20 protein-coding genes are annotated in these 23,784 nt (G+C 40.7%); 9 read left to right on the top strand and 11 right to left on the bottom strand.

What is annotated here, in order from left to right:
• Positions 1–4 precede the first annotated feature (4 nt).
• The 5 genes from QNM16_RS02900 to QNM16_RS02880 are packed head-to-tail and all read left to right on the top strand — an operon-like array spanning position 5 to position 4,644.
• The gene (locus QNM16_RS02900; RefSeq protein ID WP_284019083.1) at positions 5–595 is read left to right on the top strand and encodes a chemotaxis protein CheW; all 591 of its coding nucleotides are present in this window, start codon (positions 5–7) and stop codon (positions 593–595) included.
• Entirely contained in the window at positions 588–1,133 is a 546-nt protein-coding gene (locus tag QNM16_RS02895; protein ID WP_284019082.1) for a chemotaxis protein CheW, read from the top strand. Before QNM16_RS02900 ends, QNM16_RS02895 begins: the two co-directional genes overlap by 8 nt.
• Positions 1,134–1,142: 9 nt before the next feature.
• Complete coding sequence (locus QNM16_RS02890) at positions 1,143–1,946, top strand: CheR family methyltransferase (protein ID WP_284019081.1); 804 nt, start codon at positions 1,143–1,145, stop codon at positions 1,944–1,946.
• Positions 1,943–3,016 carry a protein-glutamate methylesterase/protein-glutamine glutaminase gene (locus QNM16_RS02885; RefSeq protein WP_284019080.1) on the top strand — a complete coding sequence of 358 codons (1,074 nt, stop codon included), beginning with the start codon at positions 1,943–1,945 and terminating at the stop codon, positions 3,014–3,016. Before QNM16_RS02890 ends, QNM16_RS02885 begins: the two co-directional genes overlap by 4 nt.
• A gap of 2 nt (positions 3,017–3,018) precedes the next feature.
• The gene (locus tag QNM16_RS02880) at positions 3,019–4,644 is read left to right on the top strand and encodes a bifunctional diguanylate cyclase/phosphodiesterase (protein ID WP_284019079.1); all 1,626 of its coding nucleotides are present in this window, start codon (positions 3,019–3,021) and stop codon (positions 4,642–4,644) included.
• 16 nt (positions 4,645–4,660) lie between these two features.
• Here QNM16_RS02880 and QNM16_RS02875 read toward each other — a convergent pair whose 3' ends face one another.
• The 3 genes from QNM16_RS02875 to QNM16_RS02865 are packed head-to-tail and all read right to left on the bottom strand — an operon-like array spanning position 4,661 to position 7,784.
• The gene (locus QNM16_RS02875; RefSeq protein WP_284019078.1) at positions 4,661–5,890 is read right to left on the bottom strand and encodes a lipoprotein-releasing ABC transporter permease subunit; all 1,230 of its coding nucleotides are present in this window, start codon (positions 5,888–5,890) and stop codon (positions 4,661–4,663) included.
• Positions 5,891–6,589 carry a lipoprotein-releasing ABC transporter ATP-binding protein LolD gene (gene lolD / locus QNM16_RS02870; protein ID WP_284019077.1) on the bottom strand — a complete coding sequence of 233 codons (699 nt, stop codon included), beginning with the start codon at positions 6,587–6,589 and terminating at the stop codon, positions 5,891–5,893. It abuts the gene before it with no gap.
• Positions 6,582–7,784: a lipoprotein-releasing ABC transporter permease subunit gene (locus QNM16_RS02865; RefSeq protein WP_284019076.1), complete on the bottom strand. Its 1,203-nt coding sequence runs from the start codon at positions 7,782–7,784 to the stop codon at positions 6,582–6,584. The genes lolD and QNM16_RS02865 overlap by 8 nt, the downstream gene beginning before the upstream one ends.
• A 157-nt stretch (positions 7,785–7,941) precedes the next feature.
• Between QNM16_RS02865 and QNM16_RS02860 the strand changes: the two genes are divergently transcribed.
• On the top strand, positions 7,942–9,612 hold the full coding sequence (locus QNM16_RS02860) for a SulP family inorganic anion transporter (RefSeq protein WP_284019075.1): 1,671 nt from the start codon (positions 7,942–7,944) through the stop codon (positions 9,610–9,612).
• Here QNM16_RS02860 and QNM16_RS02855 read toward each other — a convergent pair.
• Positions 9,609–10,484 (bottom strand): LysR family transcriptional regulator, encoded by an 876-nt coding sequence (locus tag QNM16_RS02855; RefSeq protein WP_284019074.1) that lies wholly within the window; start codon positions 10,482–10,484, stop codon positions 9,609–9,611. The genes QNM16_RS02860 and QNM16_RS02855 overlap by 4 nt on opposite strands.
• A gap of 99 nt (positions 10,485–10,583) precedes the next feature.
• Here QNM16_RS02855 and QNM16_RS02850 point away from each other — a divergent pair, with 99 nt between their 5' ends.
• A complete protein-coding gene (locus tag QNM16_RS02850) occupies positions 10,584–11,705 on the top strand; it encodes an S-(hydroxymethyl)glutathione dehydrogenase/class III alcohol dehydrogenase (protein WP_284019073.1) in 1,122 nt (373 codons plus the stop codon).
• A gap of 78 nt (positions 11,706–11,783) precedes the next feature.
• A complete protein-coding gene (gene fghA / locus QNM16_RS02845) occupies positions 11,784–12,629 on the top strand; it encodes an S-formylglutathione hydrolase (RefSeq protein WP_284019072.1) in 846 nt (281 codons plus the stop codon).
• 50 nt (positions 12,630–12,679) lie between these two features.
• Here fghA and QNM16_RS02840 read toward each other — a convergent pair whose 3' ends face one another.
• Positions 12,680–14,581, bottom strand: a complete 1,902-nt coding sequence (locus QNM16_RS02840) for a beta-ketoacyl synthase (protein ID WP_284019071.1) — start codon at positions 14,579–14,581, stop codon at positions 12,680–12,682.
• A 120-nt stretch (positions 14,582–14,701) separates the two neighbouring features.
• Here QNM16_RS02840 and QNM16_RS02835 point away from each other — a divergent pair, with 120 nt between their 5' ends.
• Complete coding sequence (locus QNM16_RS02835; RefSeq protein WP_284019070.1) at positions 14,702–15,691, top strand: GlxA family transcriptional regulator; 990 nt, start codon at positions 14,702–14,704, stop codon at positions 15,689–15,691.
• On the opposite strand, the gene QNM16_RS02830 is transcribed toward QNM16_RS02835, so the two are convergent.
• From QNM16_RS02830 to QNM16_RS02805, 6 genes are all read right to left on the bottom strand, one after another.
• On the bottom strand, positions 15,680–16,279 hold the full coding sequence (locus QNM16_RS02830; protein WP_284019069.1) for a class I SAM-dependent methyltransferase: 600 nt from the start codon (positions 16,277–16,279) through the stop codon (positions 15,680–15,682). The two genes, QNM16_RS02835 and QNM16_RS02830, sit on opposite strands and share 12 nt — an antisense overlap.
• Before the next feature lie 352 nt (positions 16,280–16,631).
• Positions 16,632–16,874 (bottom strand): hypothetical protein, encoded by a 243-nt coding sequence (locus QNM16_RS02825; RefSeq protein WP_063359906.1) that lies wholly within the window; start codon positions 16,872–16,874, stop codon positions 16,632–16,634.
• Between the two features lie 136 nt (positions 16,875–17,010).
• Positions 17,011–17,487 carry a transcription elongation factor GreAB gene (locus tag QNM16_RS02820; RefSeq protein WP_284019068.1) on the bottom strand — a complete coding sequence of 159 codons (477 nt, stop codon included), beginning with the start codon at positions 17,485–17,487 and terminating at the stop codon, positions 17,011–17,013.
• Between the two features lie 59 nt (positions 17,488–17,546).
• Positions 17,547–19,436, bottom strand: a complete 1,890-nt coding sequence (locus QNM16_RS02815) for a hypothetical protein (protein ID WP_284019067.1) — start codon at positions 19,434–19,436, stop codon at positions 17,547–17,549.
• A 10-nt stretch (positions 19,437–19,446) separates the two neighbouring features.
• Positions 19,447–20,523, bottom strand: coding sequence for a hypothetical protein (locus QNM16_RS02810; protein WP_284019066.1), 1,077 nt, complete (start codon positions 20,521–20,523; stop codon positions 19,447–19,449).
• Positions 20,524–20,581: 58 nt separating this feature from the next.
• Positions 20,582–23,659 (bottom strand): GumC domain-containing protein, encoded by a 3,078-nt coding sequence (locus QNM16_RS02805; protein ID WP_284019065.1) that lies wholly within the window; start codon positions 23,657–23,659, stop codon positions 20,582–20,584.
• Positions 23,660–23,784 lie beyond the last annotated feature (125 nt).

Raw genomic sequence — 23,784 nt, 5'->3', positions numbered from 1 at the left:
TGTTATGACAGATCATACAGCTCAAAATAGTTTAGTCGACAAAGATAAATATCTGGCGTTTGAACTTAACCATGCTTCGTACTCCATCAATATTTCGTTAGTAAAAGAAATTATGGAGTACGTTGAAGTCGACCCCATACCCATGGCGCCTGAGTTTATCATAGGCGCAATCAACTTGCGTGGAGAGGTCATTCCCGTTTTTGACCTCTCTTTGCGCCTTGGAAAACAACCTCAGGATATCACGAACAGAACTTGCATCATTATTGCTGAATGCCAATTTAACGCCCAAGAAATTACCATTGGCTTAAAGGTCGATATGGTGACAAAAGTATTGGATATCTCTAGTACTGACATTGATGGCGTGCCAAGTATTGGAGGTCAGTTTCAAAGCCGTTTTGTCCTTGGCCTTGCAAAGTTACCTGATAAACTGATGACCATTTTAGATATCTCAAAGATTTTAACTTTAGATGACCTCAAGCTCATCGAAGACTTAAATAACGCTGAGCTCACAGAATACTCTGATAACGAAGACCAAAGTAACCCTCCTCTACAAGACTTCGAGGAAGATACATCAAGCGAGGTTAGCCATGAGTGAAAATCAGCAGGAAATAGCCCATATTCAGCAAAAAGGTGAGCTTCGTTACTTATTTGTCAAAGTAGGGCACGATCACTTTGGTATTCCCATTGATTCTGTTAAAGAAGTTATAGAGCTTGTCGAAACAACCATGGTGCCCATGTGCTCAGATGTGATTCGCGGCGTGATAAATGTACGAGGCAGCGTAATACCCGTACTCGATTTGCAAAGCCGGTTAGGCCTAAAGTCGACCACGCCCTATGATAAATACAGCTGCATCGTGTTGTATGACTTTTTTGACCAGTCATTAGAAGAGTCAATGACGCTAGGCATGCTAGTTAATAGCGTAGTGTCTATTGAGTTTATCGACCTGAATAAGCTCGAATCTTCCCCCTCTTTTGGGTCTAATATTCCAAGACATTTTGAGTGGAAAATGGCCAAAATCAACAACAAACTCACAACCTTACTTGATATCGAAAAAGTGCTGAATGTCAACGAGATAAACACCTCATTAAAACATGAGCAAGAACAGTTTTTCATCGACTATTGCCAAAGGTAAGTTAAGCCTGTGGCAATTAGTCAGCTTGAATTCAATCAATTAAACAGAGTGCTCGATGAGCATACTGGGATTCGGTTGAATGCCTCTAAGGCGGATATCATGGCCAGCCGTTTAAGCTCAAGACTGCGGGCAAATGCATGTGCGACACATAATCAATACTATCAGTTAATAATCAGTCCAGACGGTAAAAAGGAGCTGGATATTTTTATTGATAAGATGACGACACATGAAACTTATTTTTTTCGTGAGCAAGTCCAGTTTGAATTTTTATATGAGTACTTTCGTGGTAAGCAAAGCCGCCGAGTGCCCATAAAAGCATGGAGTGCAGCGTCCTCCACTGGAGAAGAAGCCTACTCTATTGCCATGGTGTTAGACGACTTATTCTACGGCAGAAATTGGTCTGTAACTGGAACAGATATATCACCAACGGCAGTAGAAATGGCAAAAGAAGCCTGCTTTGCCATGTCTACCTCACAAAAAATTCCCAAAAAGTATCGACGCGCGTATTGCTTAAAAGGAATCGACCAAAATGAAGGGACATTTACGGTCAATAAAGCCATTAAAAGCCACTGTACTTTCTATGTTGATAACTTGCTACGTTTAAAAAAGGTAGACTATTCTTTTGATATCATCTTTTTGCGCAATGTTTTAATTTACTTTGATGAAATCAAACAAAAAGCCATTATCGATAACATTGTACATAGGCTTAACCATGGCGGATTGTTGTTTTTAGGTCACTCGGAGTCACTGAGAAAAAAACGCCAAGGGCTGGAGTTGATCCAACCCTGCATCTATAAAAAGGTCCGGTTATGATTAGCGTATTTATCGTTGACGATTCTGCGGTAATGCGGCAACTCGTAGGCGAAATCATCAAACATGATAGAGATTTAAAGCTTATCGGCTCAGCGCCTGATCCCCTTTTGGCAGAGCGAAAAATGAAGTTGAATTGGCCTGATGTCATCTTGCTCGATGTTGAAATGCCCAAAATGGACGGCATTACCTTCTTGAAAAAAATTATGCAAGAAAAGCCTACTCCCGTGATTATGTGCTCTGCCCTCACCCAAAAACATACCGAAACTGCAATGGAAGCACTCGCATCTGGCGCTGTTGACGTCATTGCAAAGCCCACGCAGGGGTTAACAGACTTCCTTAATAATCAAGGTATCACACAAATCATTGATGCTATAAAAGCGGCAGGCAAAGCCAAAGTAAAGCCATTACGCTACCTAGCTGAAGAATCACTCAGGCACAACCATACCGTTGATGAAGTCCTCCCCCCTGCTTCACCAAGCGAATTAAAGCCACCTATCACCCATGACAAGGTCATTGCAGTGGGTGCATCCACTGGCGGGACAGAAGCCCTTACCGGATTTTTATCTTTATTACCGCCAGATACACCACCCATTGTTATCGTTCAACACATGCCCAGTAAGTTTACCCATGCGTTTGCACAGAGGTTAAATACTATTACACGCCACACTGTTGTTGAGGGTGAAAACGCGATGAGATTGAAAACGGGGTATGTATACATAGCGCCCGGTGGTAAGCACATGTTGGTAAAACGTCAAGGTAGCGACTACTATTTAGAAGTACGAGATGGTCCTTTAGTGAGTCGACACAGGCCTTCTGTAGATGTGTTATTTAGATCAGTCGCACAATCTGTGGGACGCAATGCAATTGGCGTAATACTCACAGGTATGGGTGATGATGGTGCATCCGGTATGTTAGATATGAAGCAGGCTGGCGCAATCAATTTTGCAGAGAGTGAGTCCAGCTGCGTGGTATTTGGTATGCCCAAAGAAGCCATAGCCAGAGGTGCAGTAGACAAAGTCTTTTCGCTCAGCAATATCCCGTATCAAATATTAAAAGTGTTAAGGTGCTAGGTATGCAAAAAAGCCTTTTAGAACTGCTCAATATCATCTACGTAGCATATGAGAAAGACGGGGTGATCACAGGGATCTCTGATAAAGCCAGTAATTTAATTACTTTAAATGTTGGTGATAATATTGTCGACTGCGCGACATTAAAGTTCTTTGATCAAGACTTCAATGACTTAGACAGTAAACAAATACTTTTTGAAACTGATTTTGACCAGTTAGAGCTCGGTGTCAGTGTAGATAACAGTAATGTGCACTGGGTTAGATTTAGTTATACCAGAAAAAATGACCTCACCTTCGTTAAAGTCGACTTAATTGAAGAACTCGTTGCAATTAGACGCCTTAACAAACAATTAGCCATTCGCGACCCTCATACGGGCTTATTATATAGAGAAGCCTTTGTTGCTAAAGTACAGGAGCTTGATACAACAGGTGTAATGTGTTGTATCAGGATTTGTAACTACCAACGAATATCCGAGGTTTGGAATATCGGTGTAGCAAACTTAGTCTTTATGGAGGTACTTTCTCGCTTTCAAGGTGAATATGAACAAGGTATTTTCTCGAAACACTCATCAGACTGTTTTTGCGTATTCATCCCCAACTCATCCCCGATAAATATTGAAGCCCTCTACAACCATCTTAACGAACCATTCGAATTCAACGACAGCAGTTTTTATAGCAACGTTGCACTGGGTTACTATAAAGAATCAAGTAAAGATGACCACGAACTTAGCTTAAACAAAGCTGAAATGGCCACCTTTGATGTGTTGTCTGAAAAGCTAAGATTAGTTGAATTTCAGGAAGGACTGGCGCGCCAAATTGAGCGACAAAACAAAATTGAGACCGCGCTTAGAGATGCACTTCATAATGAAAACTCGGACAATACTTTCAGTGTTGTACTGCAACCACTTCATGACACGAAAACAGAGTGTTTAATTGGCGCCGAATGCCTAATGAGGTGGACTTTGGATGGGCAACCAGTCTCTCCTGTCGAGTTTATTCCAATTGTTGAGAGTACTGGTGACATTAATAAACTGACTATGTTTACGCTCTCACAAATCAAAAAAACCAAAGATAAGCTTAGAAGCGAAGGCATAGAGCCCAAAAACTATATGTTCGCGATCAATATCAGTGTGGTAGAGATTTTAGACGTCAACTTTGAGAGCAAATTACTGCATGCATTAGCAGAGTACAAAATTGACCCTCGCTGTATCAAGCTTGAGCTGACTGAGTCAGCCTTAATAGACAACTTTTCCTATGTAAATGAGGTACTTGTTTCTCTTCAGGGCAAAGGGTTTCTTATTTCTATTGATGACTTTGGTACCGGTTTTTCGAGTCTGAGCTATTTGTGTAAATTACATTTTGATGAAATAAAAATCGACCGCTCTTTTGTTACTAATGTGGTAAAAGATGGCAAACTTCAATCTGTCTTTAATTCAATTGTATCTTTAGCCAAAAACCTAGATAAGCCACTCGTCGCTGAAGGCGTGGAGGATATGGAGCAAATGATTTATGCCAAAGCAAAAGGCGTACAATATGTACAAGGCTACTACTATAGTAAGCCTCTCCCCATTGACGCCTTTGTCGAGTATGTTTTAGAAGACAAATCGAGCTATTTACACTTTGAGAGCTAATCAAAGTCAATTAGCTCTATCCACCACCAAGTACTCGTGCAGGCTCGATTTTAGTTGCCTGCCATGCAGGATATAAACTCGAGAGCACGGAAATAAACGCAGTTGCCACCAAAACAATCACGATATCTATCCAGTCTAACTTGCTTGGTAAAAACTCAATAAAATAAACACCCTGCAATGGGTTACTGCCATCAATTGACGTCCAAAGCATGAATAAATCAGAAATATTGAGCGCTAACAGTGTACCAACCACTAGGCCACACAAAGCCCCAACTAATGCGTAGCTCAAGCCCTGAATAGCAAATGTCATAAAGATAGTGCGATCGCGCGTGCCCATGGTTTTCAGAATCGCAATATCAGCTTGCTTTTCTTTCACTTCCATAACCATTGACGAAATAATATTAAAACTGGCCACAGCAATAATTAAGAACACCACTAAATAGACAATGGTTCTAACCATTTGAATATCTTGATACAAGCTACCTTGTGTTCTAAACCAGCTCTGAACATAGACGAGATCTGGTAATGCACGACCAGCGCTCATTGCAATTTGATGTGCATTAAATACATCGTCTACAGCAAGACGAAGACCAGTAACAGTTTGGCTCTCCAACATTAACGCTTGCTGGATTTTTGGTAAGCTTACTAATGCAAGGTTCTTGTCGACTTCACCACCCATGGAAATAAGTCCCGTGACATTAAATGACACGCGTTTTGGCGCTGCCAGTGCATTTTTCGCATGCTGGTTCGCAATTAACACCGTCACTTTATCACCAAGGCCTACGCCAAGTTGAGACGCGATCCCTTTTCCTAGGATGATTTCGTTTTCACCTAAATTTTTTAAATCAATAGGCTGAATGAAACGATGAATACTAGAAACCTGAGTGTGCTTGCTAGGTTCTATCGCTTTTAACTGCGTCGCCTTTAACTTGCCTTTATATTGAACCATTCCGGTTAAATTTATCTCTGGTGTCGCAGCCAAAACGCCTTGCTGACTCTCTAGTAACTTAACCTTGCTGGGCCAATCGCTGATCGGATCATATGGGGCTTGATAACTTACATGAGGAACAACCGAAAGCAGCCTTTCCTTTAATTGTTGCTCGAACCCATTGATAACGGACAGAGCAACGATCAAAACAGTCACGCCCACAAAAACACCTATGGTTGACGCTTTACTTAGAAAGCCAATAAATCCGCTTTGGTGTTTGGTTTCTCTAAGCCGTTTGCTTAAAAAAAGACTAAGCATTTAACGCGTACCTTCTTTTTGATAATCAACCAACACACCATCATCTAGCTGTACCACTCGACCTAACTTCTCTGCAAGCTCAAGGTCATGTGTCACAATCACAAAACTTGTTTCAAATTCCTTGTTTAACTCGTTCAACAGCTCATATATCTTCAAGGCGTTATGTTTATCTAGATTACCTGTTGGCTCGTCGGCCAATACCAATGAAGGCTTAGTCACAAGGGCTCGTGCAATCGCAACACGTTGCCTCTCACCACCAGATAATTCTGATGGTCGATGGTCTACCCTGTGACCAAGACCTACTTTTTCAAGCATTTTAGCCGCTTCGCTTTTAGCATCTTGCTTAGACTTACCAGAGATTAAAAGTGGCATCGCAACATTTTCAAGTGCACTAAAGTCCATCAATAGGTGATGAAATTGGTAGATGAAGCCCATGTGTTGATTGCGAAAGTCAGCTTGTTTTGCACGTGACAACGATTGAACTTCAATCCCCTTAATTTTTAATGTTCCGTCTGTTGCAGAATCTAAAGTTCCTAAGATATGTAATAAGGTACTTTTTCCTGAACCAGAACTTCCCACTATTGAAAGCGTTTCCCCTTGCGCAAGAGATAGGTTTACACCTTTTAACACAGACACTTGATTACCTGCTTCTTGGTATGATTTGTTAAGTGCTTGGCATTGGATCACAGGATCATTCATATCTTAAAACCTCGGCAGGCATCACTTTTGCTGCTTTTTGTGCAGGGTACAGTGTGGCTAAAAAACTTAATAATAAACTGGTAAAAATAATAAAAGACAGGCTGACGGTATCAAACTTCACTGGGAGTGCCATGCCGCCTAACAGTGACAAGCCAACGAAACTTAATACTTCATTGATATTAGCAGCCAATAATAGACCTAAAATAGAGCCTATAAACGTACCGACAACACCGTTATATAAACCCTGTATCATGAAAACTTGCGCAATTTTGTTCGGCGTAAACCCTAGCGTTTGTAATATCGCCACTTCGCCTTGCTTCTCACTCACCATCATTGAAAGCGCAGAAACAATATTAAACACTGCTACGACTACGATTAAAGCCAGTAATAAAGACATGACGCGTTTTTCCATTGCCACTGCGGCAAATAACGCGCCTTGCTGCACTTGCCAATCTTGATAGGAAAAGTCAGATAATAGCTTTTGATTATCTGATTTAAATGCCCCCACAGAGAACGCATCATCTAAAGTGAGACTCACATCAAATTCATTGGGCTGCCTTTTCAACAGTTTCATTAGACTTTTGCCATCGGCAAATGCAAGGCTGGTATCCGCCTCACTTCGAGAATTATAGATAGCAGCGACAGTAAACAGCCGTTGCTTAGGTACTCTACCTAATGGGGTATAGCTTGTAATATCAGGAAAAATGACGCGCACTTGACTTCCAAGCCGGACATCTAGTTTGTTAGCAAGAAAACGGCTTATAGCTAACTGATAACGACTATCATGCATTGCTTTAACACTACCCGACTCAACATGGGGGTGTATTGCCGTTGGGTAACCAGAGAAAGAGCCCTGCAGCCTGACTCCAACTAACTCTTTATTCGTCTGCAAAATAACATCAGAGGTGACATAAGGCGAGGCACGTTTTACACCTGGCAATACTGAAAGCATATCTAAATTTTCAGCAGGTTGAGCATTATCTTTTTCAGAAAGTTGTACATGCGGGATTAAATCAAGCATGGCATTTTTTAAACTTTGCTCAAAGCCATTCATCACAGAATTAACTGTTATCAAAGACATTAAGCCAAGTGCAATCCCCGCAATCGAGAAAAATGAGATGAATGAGACAAACGCATTTCCCTTGGACGAGCGACTGTACCTAAGCCCGACAAACAGGCTAACCGATTGAAACATATTGAAATTTTATTTATTTGTTTTCTTGTATTTGGATAATGCTAACACAGATGAGATCAACTGGTCACACCTTGTTGTGTAAAATTTTTTTAATTATCCGCTACTTAATGTCTAAATTTGGTGTAAAATGCGTGAAATCTTGCGGTATGGAAGTTCTATGTTATCCCTAGACAGATTTAAGCATATGAATTTTAAGGGGGATTTGTTCGGTGGTGTGACCACTGCTATTATTTCTCTTCCCCTAGCCCTCGCCTTCGGGGTTGCTTCTGGTGCCGGTGCAGAAGCTGGAATGTGGGGCGCTATTCTCGTCGGTCTTTTCGCTGCCTTATTTGGCGGTTCTACTTCTTTGATTTCTGAGCCAACAGGTCCGATGACGGTTATTATGACCGCTGTTCTGACCACTATGATGGCACAGTACCCCGAAAACGGATTAGCAATGGGCTTTACCGTTGTGATGATGGCCGGGGCTTTTCAAATACTTCTCGGTACATTAAAACTCGGGAAATATGTAACGCTAATGCCATATAGCGTGATATCAGGCTTTATGTCAGGTATTGGCGTCATACTGATAATACTTCAGCTGGCACCTTTATTAGGTCACCAAGCTCCAGCTGGTGGCGTGTTAGGAACGCTTGGAGCGCTACCCAGCTTACTTTTAGATCTACATGTTGCCGAACTGTTTTTGGGCATATTGACACTGGGTATCTTGTTTTATTTACCGCAAAAGTATCGCCAATATGTACCCGCTCAGTTAGTCGCCTTAGTCGCAGTTACTTTAGTCTCTATCGTCTTGTTTGATACCGATAGCATCAACAGAATTGGTGAGATACCCAGCGGGTTACCTTCTATTGTCTGGCCTACATTTACTGCCGAGCAGTTTACTTCCATGGTGATTGATGCCCTTGTATTAGGCACCTTGGGGTGTATCGATACATTACTTACCGCAGTGATTGGTGACAGTTTAACTCGTACTGAACACGACTCTGACAAAGAACTTCGCGGACAAGGTATTGCGAATATGATTTCAGGTTTGTGTGGTGCCCTACCTGGTGCAGGCGCGACCATGGGGACTGTTGTTAATATTCAAGTCGGTGCACGTTCACCGCTTGCGGGTATCATTCGTGCACTAATATTAATGGCGGTTGTCTTTGTTGCTGGAGGATTAACAGAACCTATTCCTATGGCTGTGCTTGCCGGTATTGCTGTTTACGTAGGTTACAACATACTCGATTGGAGCTTTATTCAACGCGCGCACAAATTGAGCATCAGCCAAATGGCCATTATGTACGGCGTGATGTTACTCACTGTATTTGTTGATTTAATCGTTGCAGTCGGCCTAGGAGTGTTTATTTCTAATATCATGGTGATTGAGCGCTTGAGCCGAGTGCAAGAGCAGCATGTAAAAGCCATTAGCGACAATGATACTGACGAAGATGTGCCATTGAGTAGCCATGAAAAGGCATTATTAGAGAAAGCACAAGGTAAATTGCTGTTCTTCTACTTGTCCGGACCGATGATTTTCAGTGTCTCTAAAGCCATTGCTCGTCAACACAGGTATATCAGCGAATACAAGACCATGGTCTTAGATTTAAGTGATGTTGCCATGTTAGATGTCACAGTGAGCTTAGCCATCGAAAACGCTATCACAGATGCAATCGATGCCAACGTTCAGGTTTTCATTTACTCACCGAATCAAGAGACCAGTGAGAAGCTGAACAAAATCAACATCCGAGAAAAACTAGGGACTGATGCATTTTGTCAAAGTCGTGAAGCGGCACTCAATAAAGCATTAGAAGCAATGTCACTTTCAACAAGAACTGAGGACTAAGGTGTTTTTAAGCCTTTAGCAATAAACTCTAGTAACTCTCTTACCGAAGTGGGCAAATATCTTCTGGGCGGGTAAACCGCCCAGATACCCTCTGACTCTGGTCTATACGTATTTAGCACTTCGACAAGTTCTCCCTTCTCTATCGCTTCTATTAAGTAATAATGAGGTAATTGCGCCAAACCCAAGCCTTGTTTAGCGGCATCCACCAGCGCCCAGCCACTATTGCAACGTAAACGGCCTTTAGCATTCATTTGATGCTCTTTACCATTATCTAAAAAGCGCCACACACTCGAACGGCCTACTAAGCAAACGTGCTGCTCTAGATCTTTGATACTTTTTACTGGTACTGACTTTGCTAAATATTCGGGCGAGCCACACACCAGTGTTTGACGATGAGACAATAGCCTAGCCCTCATTGAAGAATCTTTTAAATTTCCTAATCGAATTGCAAAATCAAACCCCTGCTCTATCAAATCAAGTTTGTTGTTGTTTAGCTCCATATCTATTTGTATATTCGGATACAAGGTCATAAATTCATTCACCAATGGCATAATGTATTGCTCACCATACATCACCGGCGCTGTCATTTTTATTTTACCTGCAGGCTGACTATCTCTTTGCCGCAGTGCCGACGTTGCATCATCAAGTGCATGTTGTAGGTGTTTCGCATGAGATAGAAAAACATTTCCCTCTGTTGTTAATGAGAGCTTCCTTGTTGTTCGGTTTAACAGTTGATAGCCGAGTGTACCTTCAAGCGTTTTAACCCGCCTGCTCACTTGTGCTACTGAAGTATCTAACTGCTCCGCTGCACCGGTAAAAGAACCACACACGGCCACTGCGACAAACTCATCTATGCCAACCCACCTATCCATTATTACAAATCCGTAAAAGTCTTTTATTATTTTCGAGATTATCAAATTTATAATAAAGGTTATACTTATGTCTCTCTATAAAAATAGGAAAACAACAACATGGCACAATTTATCAAGTCCAAAGCAGCCATTGCATGGGGTCCAGGTAAACCACTTAGTATCGAAGAAGTCGATGTGATGATGCCGCAAGCTGGCGAAGTGTTAGTTAAAATCACAGCCACAGGCGTTTGTCACACAGATGCATTTACCCTGTCTGGTGAAGATCCAGAAGGTGTTTTTCCTGCAATTTTAGGACATGAAGGTGCAGGTATCGTTGAAGCCATAGGGGAAGGTGTAACAGGCTTAGAAATTGGCGATCATGTTATCCCTCTTTACACGCCTGAATGCGGTGAGTGTAAGTTCTGTACCTCAGGTAAAACCAATCTATGCCAAAAAATAAGAGAAACACAAGGCAAAGGGCTTATGCCAGATGGCACTACACGTTTCTATAAAGATGGTGAGCCAATTTACCACTATATGGGGACTTCAACCTTCTCTGAATACACTGTATTACCAGAGATTTCTCTTGCAAAAGTGAATAAAGAAGCGCCTCTTGAAGAGATCTGCTTACTTGGCTGTGGTGTTACAACCGGTATGGGTGCTGTACTGAATACGGCGAAAGTACAAAAAGGTGACACTGTGGCGATTTTTGGCCTTGGTGGCATTGGTTTATCGGCAATCATTGGTGCAACGATGGCGGGTGCCAGCCGCATTATTGGCGTGGACATCAACACCGACAAATTTGAACTGGCAACGAAACTTGGCGCAACTGATTTAATCAACCCGAACGATTATGATAAGCCGATTCAAGAAGTGATTGTTGAAATGACCGATGGCGGCGTTGACTTCTCATTCGAGTGTATTGGTAACGTTAATGTGATGCGCAGTGCACTAGAATGTTGTCACAAAGGCTGGGGGGAATCAGTTGTCATTGGTGTAGCAGGTGCAGGCCAAGAGATATCAACTCGCCCATTCCAACTTGTAACTGGACGCGTATGGCGCGGTTCAGCCTTTGGTGGTGTCAAGGGACGTTCTGAGCTACCAGAAATAGTTGAAAGATACATGGCCGGAGAGTTTAAACTCAATGACTTCATTACCCACACAATGACATTAGATGACATCAACGACGCATTTGATTTAATGCACAAGGGTAAGAGCATTCGCTCAGTTATCCACTACTAAGTATCAACTTAAGCGGTGAGCGCAGTCTCACCGTTTTGACCATTTATAATTTGGATTTAATTTTAAGTTGCGAAATATATGGAATTAATCAGCGAAAATAAAGTGTTTGGCGGTTTACATCAGCGTTTCAAACACCAAAGTGCAGCAAATAACTGCGAAATGACATTCGCCATTTTTTTGCCAAAAACAGACTCTAAAAATAATAAGTTGCCTGTACTCTATTGGCTTTCGGGACTCACCTGTACCGATGAAAACTTCATGCAAAAAGCAGGCGTGTTTAAGTATGCTAATGAACATGGTATTGCCATTGTCGCGCCAGACACCAGTCCTCGTGGTGAAGATGTTGCTGATGATGAAAATGGCAGCTACGACTTCGGTCTCGGTGCTGGCTTTTATTTAAATGCTACTCAAGCGCCCTTCGCCGCTCACTATAAAATGTATGACTACATCACAGTTGAACTACCTAAACTGATCGAGTCAAATTTTCCTATTTCGGATAAAAAAGCCATCAGTGGACATTCAATGGGTGGTCACGGCGCACTGACTATCGGGCTTAAAAATAGTCATCAATATGTAAGTATTTCTGCGTTTGCACCAATCACAAATCCAATGGACTGCCCTTGGGGTGTGAAAGCATTTACAGGTTACTTGGGTGAGGATGAGTCTCTATGGGCGCAATACGATGCAACCAAGCTGATGTTAGAGCACAAAATAGAGAGAAAGCTCCCCATCAAAATAGACCAAGGTGGTGATGACACATTTTTAACAGAGCAGCTTAAGCCTGAAGCTTTACTCAATGCTGCTAAGGCAATTGGTTACGATGTCGATTATCAGCTGCATGATGGATACGACCATAGTTACTTCTTTATTAGCTCCTTTATTGAACAGCACATTGAGTTCCACGCGCAATATTTAAATGCGTAAAAACAAAAAAAGGCGCTACTCCTTAGCGCCTTTGTTGCTTAACATTAATTCTATTTGCTCAGATCAGAGTACTGATTATTACCTGTAAGCTTAATCGTTTCATCAAAGCCAGGTATGTGTAACTCATTTTGATCTATGGTCAGCTGCGACTCATCAACCATACCGTTACCAAAGCGATAAATCAGTTCATAATTACCTAAATCCGCCGCTTGCTTATACGCTTGTTGATTCTCTGTTGTCTTTTCAAGCTTCTGCTGATATTCAGCTAACACAGCTTCACCGTGACGTTTAGCCAACAGGCGCGCTGTTACTTTTGGTGAAAATACAGTAGCCGTCGCATTATTACCGCCAAACCCTTTCGAGTTGATAAACGCGATATCCATATCTCCACACTCATAGTGGTAGTTACGGATATCTAAGTGCTCATCAAATACATCATCAGCGACTTTATCAATTGTTGTAATACCTGGCATAATATTGTGACTAAATACGCCTAGTGCGATTGCTAACTGATCACCAGATGCAGGTGCAATTGTATGACCAACATAGGCTTTTGGTGCTGCAAGCTTCCAACCGTTTATTGAAAACGCTTCAGCGACTTTGTGATAGATAGCCGACTCAGTTACACGGTTTTGAGGTGTGCTAGAGCCATGCGCTAAGATGAAGCTGCGCTTTTGCAAAGACTCTTGCCCAACAATCTCTTGTGCCAACGCAACAGATTTTGCCATTGTAATGTAGTTACCCGGACCAGGCGCTGTGATTGACTTTTTAACGCCATCTGCATTTACAAATACATCAACAACAGAGCCCATCACTTCTGCACCTAGTTCTAACGCAAGTTTGTCATCCATAAGAATGGCAACCTGTGCACCTTCACCGATGGTGAAACCACAGTTTTCACCAAACGGGCGGCTCGTCCTACGATGATCTGCTTCGTCTGCATTGTCTAACTTTTTCAACCCTTCTTCGTTTGCAAGAGCGCCCATATTACCAAAGCCTTCAATGACTTCTGGCGTTAACGCACATTCAACACTAGCAACTACAGCCACGCGTGTACGACCTGCTTGAATATCGTTAACTGCTGCACGTAAGTTATATAAGAAAGTTGCACATGCACCAGCAGTTGAGAAAGTCGTTCCAACACTACCCGTGACATATGCATTAATGAAATCAGTCGACATAGTATTTAAACCAAGTGCTAGCTGTTTAGTGCTCACGCGATCGCCTCTTAATCGGCTTCTCACTAAACCGCCTAAACCTTCATTGTCCATTTGTCCTGCAACTGATGCCGAATAAGTGCCAATTTCATCAGGTTTTACGCTAGACATTACATTGTCCCAATCTAAACCAGTCGACTTAATCGCATCTGTCGCTGCAAAGATGGTCGCCTGTAAACCTCTAGGCTGGTAGCGGCTGTTATACATTTTTGCCGGCTCAAAACCAGTTGGGAGCTGACCCGCTGCTTTGATTGGATTATCTCTATAACTATCGTGTTTTACTTCAAGCTGTTCAGGCACATGCACATTAACAGTTTTAGTATCTACCTCTTCTACTGACCAACTACTTGGTACGGGCGTTGGTAAATCTCTTTTGCGACAAGTAAAGCGAATACCTTGTTCGGTATTCGCTGTAATTGTCAGCTTTTGCTGCCAATGTGTAGCATCAACATCAAAGTGATTTTTTTCGATTTTACGAATTAAAGTACCAGCAATGACCTGTTCACCTACTTTAGTCTCAACGTCCGCTTTAGTGATAACTTCTCCATCTTGAGTAACTAGGTTATCACCTTCAACAGAGACCAAATTCATTAAAGTTGCGAGACCTAAAAAGGTATCTGCTCTGGTGCTTTGATCTAATTTATCGAGCACAATTCTGCGATATGCTTGGTGAAAAGATGTTCTACCTGCGGCATTAATACCACCCATACCGACGATAATAGGTAATGCTGTCATACTTAACTCTTTAATACTTATTTGTTGCAATAATTCTAGAATGAAGTAGATAATATAACTTTACAAAATTCGCCACTGAATTGACAATATTCGCCAACCTTTGCAGATCAGATGAGTTTTATGGAAAAAATACGAATTGCCCTTACGCTATACGAACAATTATTGATCACCAGCGTAACGCTGCCCATCGAAATGCTCAAAGCTGGAGAAGCTTATGCGAAGCGGCATAACAAAGAGCGTTTCAAAGCGCTTGAGATACATTGTTTAAGTGAAAGCGGGAGTCCAGTCCAAGCGAATATTGGCATGACCATGGATGTATATTCTGATTTTGGTGCATTAGAGGGCTACGATTACGTCATTGTTCCAAGCATTTGGCGCAACCCTCGGCCAGTTGTAAAACACAACCCGCTACTGGCTAGAAATATTGACAGTGCAAGGAAGCAAGGGGCAACCATTATCGGAGTTGGCACTGGCGTGTGCTTTTTAGCTGAGTCTGGGGTTTTAAATGGCCATTCTGCAACAACCCACTGGCACTATGCTAATCAGTTTATGAAAAGCTACCCAAACGTGGACTTGAAACCAGATTACTTTATTACTCAGTCGGATAGGCTTTACACAGTGGCAAGCCTCAATGCGCTTGCTGATGTCATTGTACACTTAATAGGTCAATTTTATGGTAAAGATGCTGCAAATCATGTTCAGCAAAACTTTTCTCATGAAATCAGAAAGCCCTATGAAGAACAACGCTATTTGGAAGGAGCTGTTGATAGATATAGCGATGAGCAAATTGCAGCAATTCAATTTTGGCTGAAAAACAACGCCAGCTCAGTTGAATCACTCGCTGCAGTAGCTCAGCAGTTTAATATGAGCTACCGCAGCTTTAACAGGCGTTTTAAAATAGCTACAGGTAAAACTGCCATTGCGTACTTGCAAGAGGTCAGGCTCCAACAAGCATGTGAACTATTATCTTCGAGTAATTTGAGTATTCAAGAAATCGCGCTCACCGTTGGGTTTAATTCACAAAGTCAGCTGTCCCGAGCATTCAAAGAACAAATGAACCAAACACCAAGTTCGTATCGCAAAATTGTTCGCAAAAAACTATTTTCTTAGTGCAACGCGAGACCAACTCACATCACGCTTATTAGGCATTTTGCTTGGTTGATTTTCCACTTGAAAAACCACTTCCAAGCCGTTCTCTAGTGCCATACTAGAGAGCTCCTCATTGTTCGTCGGATACACATGAGTGCCCAATCCTGCAGGGCCATTCCTAAGCGAAAACGCACAAATACCGTTGGGGGCTAATAACTCATAAAGTCGGTTAATACATTGCTTGCGTTCTTTATAATTTAAATGATGCCAAACACCATCTAGCAATATAAAGTCAAAGACATGATTAGCGGAATTAAGTAATTTTAAATCTGGTAAACTATCCTCTAGCCACTCGATTGGCAGCTCTTTATAGCGCGCCTTTGCCTTATCTAGAAAAGCAGTTAGCGGCTCTATCGCACACACGTCATAACCTAACTCACACAGTGCTGCGGCGTTTTGACCTACCCCACACCCTGCATCTAATACTTTTGAACCCAGAGCGGGTAAAAATGACAAAAAGTCTTGGTTAATATCTTCAAACTTCAATCCAAAACTCGCCTTCGCGAAAGATTGAACTCCAATTTCATATCCACGAGTACCTGTAACCATATAGTCTGCTTAGCTGTTAAATAGTATTGATGTTAAGACGATAAAACCGTGCAGTTATTTTTAGAAAATAACACTATTTACACCCTGTACTCAGCCCAAACGTCGCTTATAAGAAAAACCATTTTCCTAATTAACAAAAAGGCATTGCAGTGTAACCAAACATTATTTTTAGTAAGTAAAACGAAATTAACTCAATAGAATTCAGGTATCATAAATGTATGAGACTTGGCTAAGGTTTAAGTCCCATAAAGTCTTGGCAAGTCATGATTTAAATATTAGGCTTTTAAAATTTGGACTCATAGCTCACTATGTATGTGTCGTATGCACGACAGTAAGCTTTACCTACCAGATTTCATGGTTTTTTCGCTCTTTTTTCTTGTATATAAAAATATAAGCTATACACAATCCCCACCAGACAAAGAAATGATATCAATGCAGCAGGAATAAAAATAAGCAACATGTTGGCTTTAAATCCAACAACAGCCAGTACGATACAAATAACACCTATTATGAGCTCGATTGAAATCAATTCCCAATCGACGGTATGAGTTCTACTTATTGTTTTAGCGGCATAATGATTAACTTTAAAGCCCATTAAATATTCCTTATTTATGAGTTAAATACAGTGCTAACGAGCATAGCTAGAATAAACAACTTTTAATCACTAATGCCAGCTTACTTTGTAAACATGCAAATTTGATATTTCAATATTTTCATATTTATAAAAGTACTTAAATAATTTTATCTATATAAAAAATACGCTTTGAACCATTAAAATCAAATTCAACATCATCACCCAACATCTTCCCTTTTAAAGCCAAGCCAAGAGGTGACTGCAATGTAAGCACCAATACTTGCGTCTCTAAAATCATGATTTTAAGACCGCCCTCTACAGGGCCTATAAAATACCAAAAATGATCATCTTCCTCATCACTCAACTTAATTAATGCGCCTTCAATCACTGAGCCACTAACTTCAGCTTTAAAAACCGATTCAAATGCATTAATAGCACGGTGCGCTTGCTCTACTCTCTCACTTTGACCTTCTGCTAAATAGCCAGACTCAATACTTAAAGAGTCATACTGTGTTTCTGCAGCACTTTGCTCGTGGATAGCGTCTTGTCGCGCACTATTTGCAGCCTCTTGAGCCTCATATAGTTTTTTTTCTAATGCCATCCTCAGCGCTTCAATTACAACTATTTTTTTCATCTCTTACCCAAACAAAAAAAGGGCCCATATCAGGCCCTCGTACTATCTTTTGTGAACTACTAGAATAAAGATTCAAAGCTTCCATCTGGAAACAATATACCAGGGATCCCCCTAATAGTTCGTACATCTGCCACAAGTTTATCACCAAAATAAAATCCGCCGGTATACAAATCTTTCTTTTTCTTGATGTCTACCCAATAACCATCTTTACCGCGAACAATCAAATTAATATTTCCAACAAGATTTGTTACTGTGATTTCACTCACATGTCCGCCCAGCATAATTGCAATGTCTGCGGTGGTAAAATTAGACAGATCATTTGGTTCACCAGTAACTTGTATTCTAAGATCCTTACCACCATTTAATGCCAACTCTAGCTGAGCGCCAAAAATAAGATCCATGTCGCTTCTCATAGCCAACGGAGAGCGTTCATTTGCATAAATCCGTAAAGGGGTAACTTGATTCGGAGTTGTTAGCACACCATCAACTGAAAGGAAAGGTATGATAGATTTAGTAGTGCGGAGACTTAATTTTTCCCGTAAATATTCCACTTCTACGTTCCCTGATAAAATCGCTTCACCTTGAGATAATGTTACCTTGCCAAGTGCATTTGAAACACCGAACACTTCATCTATATTATTTGGGTCAAATCGCCCCTCAGTTAAAATTTCAAACTCATCAAAAACATATTCAAGATTTGTCCCTGGTTTTAAAATTTTTCCTGTACCAGAGCCTACAATCTTATCCCCAAGCAATGGACTTATCCTCCATTCTGGGACTGAAATATCAACATTTACCTCAAATCCACGCCTAACACCTGTTACAACCCATCGAAAACCTACTTCTGTTTGATAATCAATATCTAAACCTGGAAGGGTGTAATTTCCTGCCAAAGAATTTTCAAATGGAGATACATGCTTAACAACATCACTAATCACTTCTAAGGCAACTAAAAATGCCTCTTGAGTGTCATCATTAACAAGGTTTTCTACTTCCTCAAGTTTAATTTTCAGCTCTTCGCTGTATTGCTCATCTTGTAATCGCAAAACCCCAATCGCATTTCTGACCTCGTTAAGTAAATCATTACTATAAGGCTCAATTTCTGAGTGCATTTCTCTACTGGACTTAACGCGTAGCATTTCATTGACTTCAATTAATACCTTTTCGGATATATCTCTATACAAAGAGTTCGTTTCTTCAGATAAAAGCGTTTCAATTAAATACTGATTCGCTAACTTCCTGTAAGGAGACAATAAGTCCTGATTGCCACTTAGACCCTCAGCTATCGCATTTGAAAATAAACTTGAATCTTTTTGGTTCAAATAATGCTGTTGCATTACATCAACATAAGTCATCGTATTTGCTACATACTCAGCCTTTTGTTTGTTCAGAATCGTACTTTGCGTCAAGTGATTATTAGGCGTTGCTGTAAGAGACCAAATAGAGCTATCTAAATTTGAAGCTACCAACGCACTATTAAAGCTTGAGAAAACTACATGGTTGGCCCCAGGTGTTGGCAAGGCTAGCAGCTCAAAATGTGTCTCTGCATTAATGGGTTCACCAAAATCTATCTCATCGTTTCCATTAAGGTCATTAGGATCATTCAACAGTGAACGCCCACAACCAGATTGCCTTGGGCAAGTAACACTACTGGTGCTTGGTATATACTTAAAGTGATATTGCCCGTCAACTGGCACTGTCAATGCAAACTGATTGATAGAATCAACTTCATGTGTTATTTGAGAATTATCATTTAAATTGATGACTGTTAGTTCGCCACTTTTGTCTATAAAATTTGACACATAAAACTTTACATTTGCGTCAAAGGATTCAGACACATCATTACCAAAACCAGGTTGAATATCTGCCACTTGAGGAACGTCTGCACCACTACCACCACAACCTGAAATCAGTGCCATTAGTAGACATAAACCACTTGTTTTTTTCATTATTATTTTCCTAAAGCACTAAGCGGACAAACCAATTTATATTTGCATAGTACGCTCTATCGAGATCAAGATCGTCTGTTTTAACAGAAAAGCCTAAATACTCATTAGCAATACCTAACTCGAAAGCTTGAGAATTTGTTTCATAGCCAGTAAACACCCGCCAATTTTCATTAAAGTGATAATTGACGTTGCCTTGTATAAAAGTATCTTTGTAGAAACGACGAGAATAAATATCAAACGAAATTCTATTATTTAGACGGTACTGAACATCAAAATAATAACGAGCTTCATGTTCAAAGGAGTAATCGACTTCTCTTCCATATGCCGAAGTACGAAGCCTAATAGATGGTTCGGTTTCGATACTATCACCCTTTTCAGTAAAAGGCACATCTGTTGTAATCCCGTTCACAAAACCTACGCCGGAATATTTCGTTTCGTTAATCAAATCCAGGCCTTTAAATGAAATTCGCAAGTCATCCGTTATTTTCCAATGTAAATATAAATCAAACGAGTAACCTTCCCCTTCAGGGCTTTGCTCAGGCGTAAATGATTTGAACAAAATATCTTTTGAAAAAAAGTATTGTGTTTGTAGTGCGCCTTTTATTTCATCACTGAAGACAGTCCCGTCAACGACGGCATCTTGAAAATGCGCGCTCTGATAGTAAGTTACCTTTGGTGAAACTGTAATAGCTTCATCTAATAAATTAAAATCATAAGAAAAGAATATACCATGGGATGTTGATTGCTTACCCTTCAATAGATATCGGTAGTTCCTTTTTTCAAACTCAAGATCATTTTTTTCTAGGTAAGTAAAAAGTGCAGTATCAGGATCAAACTCCAACGTATAGTTATAGCGGCTTTGAGCACCAAAAGAAAAGTTTTTATATTTGACCCCAAGTTCAAAGACATTAAACGTGAATGCGCTATCACCTGACTTTAGAGGTTGGTCAAATTCATCTATAAAAGATTTAACTGGTTGTGCTTCTGTATATATTTCTGAATCAAAAGTATTAATTATTTCAAAATCATTGGCATAAATAGAGCTTGAGAAAAGTATAGTGAGAAGAAGTGCATTAGGTTTTGTCATAATTATTAGATCAAAGGCGGTAAAAACCGCCTTCCTTTATTATTGTAAAGAATTGTTATTAGTTAATGCTTTGACCTAAGAAATCGATATCCGTGTAATCGATTACTTGGCCATCGAGATATGTTACTCTAAATCCATTTGTGATCTCAACGACGTCACCTACCTTAGTTGGTGTAGTATCGTTATATAACGTAACATCACCAATGAGTGGCCCATCAGTATCTACCAAGTTGACGTTAAACACATAACCATTGAACTCATTTAGCATAATTTTAGCCAACCCAAGTTCATCATTATTGTCTTCATTTTTAAGTGCAAAATCGGCTGTAAAAGACAGTTCTTCTGTAGTACCAGACATAACAACACTCAAATGTTCAATGGCATCACTAACAAATAGAGGAACTGAATTCCCAGCGCTGTCTGTGGAAGTTAATTCTGATGCTAAAGTGCCATTAAAACCATATTGCCCATCAACAAATTCGACGATATTAAATGTTTTAGCACTAGATGCGTCAAAGTTCCTAGCATCTTCAATCGTCGTGATACTGCCATCGATAAATATAACAGAACATGATGCATTTGGTTGTGCAATAACGTCTAGTGACCAACGTTCACACTCTGCCAAATCAGGTGATTTCACCAATACGGTTTGTCCGTCTGTTGATTTTAACGTACCTGTCCAGGTTAGAATAATTTTACTCGTCGCGCCTGAATTCACTTGTGCATTTGCCAGAATGTTTTCGTCACCCTGAGTATTAATAAGTTCAACTTCGTACGTGTCTGTATTGTATCTATATGTCCATTCTGGATAGTTCGGAGCAGTGCCATTGTGAGAGCCAGAATCTAGATTTTGATCCCAAATGTCTCTTACTACATCATATACCACTTCACCAGCATTAAATACCGCATCAGCACCTTCTCTTGTGACAAATGCAATCGACGTCATTTTATCTGTACCAGATTTACCTCTCGCATTATCAACACCAAATGACACATTAGTATTCAGTGTTCGGATAGCAGACTCAGATGCTTTAAAAGTATTTACATTTGCTGTAACCGTTTGCTGTCTCGCCTCTGAGGAAGTTACAAACCCTTGCGCTTCTTCTCTTTGTGCGTCAGTTCTAGCTAAGGCTAAATACTCATCAGCACGCGTTTTTGCAAGATCCACGTCACTCAAAATACCAGATGTCAAGGCATTTAAAGTATTGAACTTATCTATTGCACTCTGAGCGCTAACTAACGCGGCTTCAAGTGCAGTTAGATCGTTGCCTGCAGCAGCAAATAAGTTGGTCGCTTCGGTGAACTGTGCTTGAACATCAGTATTTGCTGTATTAAATGTTTGCTCACTTTCTTCTGCGCGTTGAATGGCAGCCTCAGCAAGTACTTTTGCCGCACTCGCTGTATCATCTAGCACGGCAATAGCTTTTTCTCGTTCCGCATTTGCAGACTCAATGAGAGCTGAAATACTTGTACTCAAAGACGCAGTACCATCCACCAATGTTTGAGAGTCTGTGACGGCTGATTGAGCTTCTGAGGTAAGCGTTAATAAACCCTGAGCACTAGCCAGTAATTGCGCTGAGCTAGATGTTAAAGCATCAATACCTTGCTGGACGTTAGAGTCTGATAGTTCAGCGATCAAATCATCTGCGGCTTTTAAATAATTCTCTTTTTGCTCTTGATTCTGAGCGTTTTCACCTAACGCAATAACAGCTTGCAAAGCCTCATTTAACCCTGAATATGTGCTGCTTAGCTCAGTCAGTTCGTTTTGTGCCTGAGCCAATAACGTTAGTAACTCTGCAAGACTATCACTAATCAAAGTATCATTATCAGTATTACATTCATCGCCCTCACACCCAAGGTCCTCAACTGCATTTTTTGAATCTTCAGCAGCACCTTCTAGTGTATCTTCATCTGTCGCTCCAGACTCAATCGCTTGATCTCGCGCGTCTTTTGCTTTTTGTGCAAGTTCGTTTAGTGCATCTTCATCTAGTTCAGGCGCGACCTCTTTTAATGCGCTTTTAATTGCTTCAATATCACCGCTAGCAATTGCTACAAACACAATTGCCGTTTTGTTTACTTCTTCTTGGAGTGTTTCAGCTAACTGAGCAACAGCAGAGTTTGAACTTCCTTTGATACTTCCCTCAGAGACGCCTTGCTTCAATGTTTCCAAAACAGATTCAAGAGAGGTATCACTGCCAGAATTTGAAGCTATGTTTTGAAGTGTCGATGCGACGTTGATGAGAGTCAACGTACCAGAATCAATGCTATCTTCTGATGTCACATCCGTGAAATCTACAGCACCGCCTAAGGATATATCACCACTTAATAATACAGCGTCCTTTGTTGCTTCTGGTCCCATAAGAATTAATAACGTGTTTAAACTTGCACTGGCTACACTTTCTGTATTTATTTCGCCTCCATCTTGTGAGACCTTTTGCAATAACTCAGATGCTAGAGTGGTAAAAATAGTTGCATTTGCTGTGTAAGCTTTGGTCGTCCCCTCCGCTCCCTTTGCTTTTCGAGCAACCTGCGACGTAATTTCTTTAATTACATTTAAAGTCAAATCATCTTGATACCACTCGTCAAAATCAATTTTAGAGTTAGAATTTACGTCATTTTCGGAACTTGTAGTGAAGTCCCCACAACCGAGAATAGCATCACACTTTATAAAGCCACTGGACTTTGTTGTTTTGATTGTTATGTATAAAGCTCCGCTAAATTGCTGGTCAATATAAAAACCATAAGTACCATCATCAGCAGTTAACAGTGACGCTGGGCTCTCACTGAGAATTTGCGATTTAGCAAGTTCAACGGCTTCAGCTTCACTTGTTGACGTCGCTTTTTTTTCTATCGTTTCAAGGTTACTTCTGTAAGCGACATCGATCAATTCTCCATTTTTTAATTCTTTTACTACAAGTTCAGCACCTCTGAGTGTACCTTTTACTGCCTTGCCAGAAACAAATACGTTAAAGTCTACTGTTGCAGTGCCTTCGACATCTGCTGGTACTGGCTGTACAGGATCAACCGGCACAAATGATGATGAATCTTCGCTTTCAAAGAGGCTACACCCAGACAGGCCAAGTGTTAATGCAATTGAAGCGGAGAGAGGGGTTCGGTAAATTTTTTTATTCACCACAGGAGGCCTCCTTAAAATGCCTTAGATTTTTCTTTTTAATTGTTTTAAGCGTAGTTGGTATGAAGTAAATCTCTAGTATATAAACAACTTTTTTCCAAAATTCTTGTTAATTAATTTGCACTTAC

The sequence above is a fragment of the Pseudoalteromonas umbrosa genome (assembly GCF_030125375.1).
In the GTDB taxonomy this organism is placed as follows: Bacteria; Pseudomonadota; Gammaproteobacteria; order Enterobacterales; family Alteromonadaceae; genus Pseudoalteromonas; species Pseudoalteromonas umbrosa.
Note: the sequence above shows the minus strand (reverse complement) of the source record. Positions and strands in the feature narration are given on the sequence as shown.

Bases quoted from the DNA above. Each gene is read 5' to 3' on its own strand.
- QNM16_RS02820 (WP_284019068.1), bottom strand. From the start codon at position 17,487: ATGAAAAAAATAGTTGTAATTGAAGCGCTGAGGATGGCATTAGAAAAA.
- QNM16_RS02895 (WP_284019082.1), top strand. From the start codon at position 588: ATGAGTGAAAATCAGCAGGAAATAGCCCATATTCAGCAAAAAGGTGAG.
- lolD (WP_284019077.1), bottom strand. From the start codon at position 6,589: ATGAATGATCCTGTGATCCAATGCCAAGCACTTAACAAATCATACCAA.
- QNM16_RS02835 (WP_284019070.1), top strand. From the start codon at position 14,702: ATGGAAAAAATACGAATTGCCCTTACGCTATACGAACAATTATTGATC.
- QNM16_RS02880 (WP_284019079.1), top strand. From the start codon at position 3,019: ATGCAAAAAAGCCTTTTAGAACTGCTCAATATCATCTACGTAGCATAT.
- QNM16_RS02855 (WP_284019074.1), bottom strand. From the start codon at position 10,484: ATGGATAGGTGGGTTGGCATAGATGAGTTTGTCGCAGTGGCCGTGTGT.
- QNM16_RS02850 (WP_284019073.1), top strand. From the start codon at position 10,584: ATGGCACAATTTATCAAGTCCAAAGCAGCCATTGCATGGGGTCCAGGT.
- QNM16_RS02825 (WP_063359906.1), bottom strand. From the start codon at position 16,874: ATGGGCTTTAAAGTTAATCATTATGCCGCTAAAACAATAAGTAGAACT.
- QNM16_RS02840 (WP_284019071.1), bottom strand. From the start codon at position 14,581: ATGACAGCATTACCTATTATCGTCGGTATGGGTGGTATTAATGCCGCA.
- QNM16_RS02900 (WP_284019083.1), top strand. From the start codon at position 5: ATGACAGATCATACAGCTCAAAATAGTTTAGTCGACAAAGATAAATAT.
- fghA (WP_284019072.1), top strand. From the start codon at position 11,784: ATGGAATTAATCAGCGAAAATAAAGTGTTTGGCGGTTTACATCAGCGT.
- QNM16_RS02815 (WP_284019067.1), bottom strand. From the start codon at position 19,436: ATGAAAAAAACAAGTGGTTTATGTCTACTAATGGCACTGATTTCAGGT.
- QNM16_RS02810 (WP_284019066.1), bottom strand. From the start codon at position 20,523: ATGACAAAACCTAATGCACTTCTTCTCACTATACTTTTCTCAAGCTCT.
- QNM16_RS02875 (WP_284019078.1), bottom strand. From the start codon at position 5,890: ATGCTTAGTCTTTTTTTAAGCAAACGGCTTAGAGAAACCAAACACCAA.
- QNM16_RS02830 (WP_284019069.1), bottom strand. From the start codon at position 16,279: ATGGTTACAGGTACTCGTGGATATGAAATTGGAGTTCAATCTTTCGCG.
- QNM16_RS02885 (WP_284019080.1), top strand. From the start codon at position 1,943: ATGATTAGCGTATTTATCGTTGACGATTCTGCGGTAATGCGGCAACTC.
- QNM16_RS02865 (WP_284019076.1), bottom strand. From the start codon at position 7,784: ATGTTTCAATCGGTTAGCCTGTTTGTCGGGCTTAGGTACAGTCGCTCG.
- QNM16_RS02860 (WP_284019075.1), top strand. From the start codon at position 7,942: ATGTTATCCCTAGACAGATTTAAGCATATGAATTTTAAGGGGGATTTG.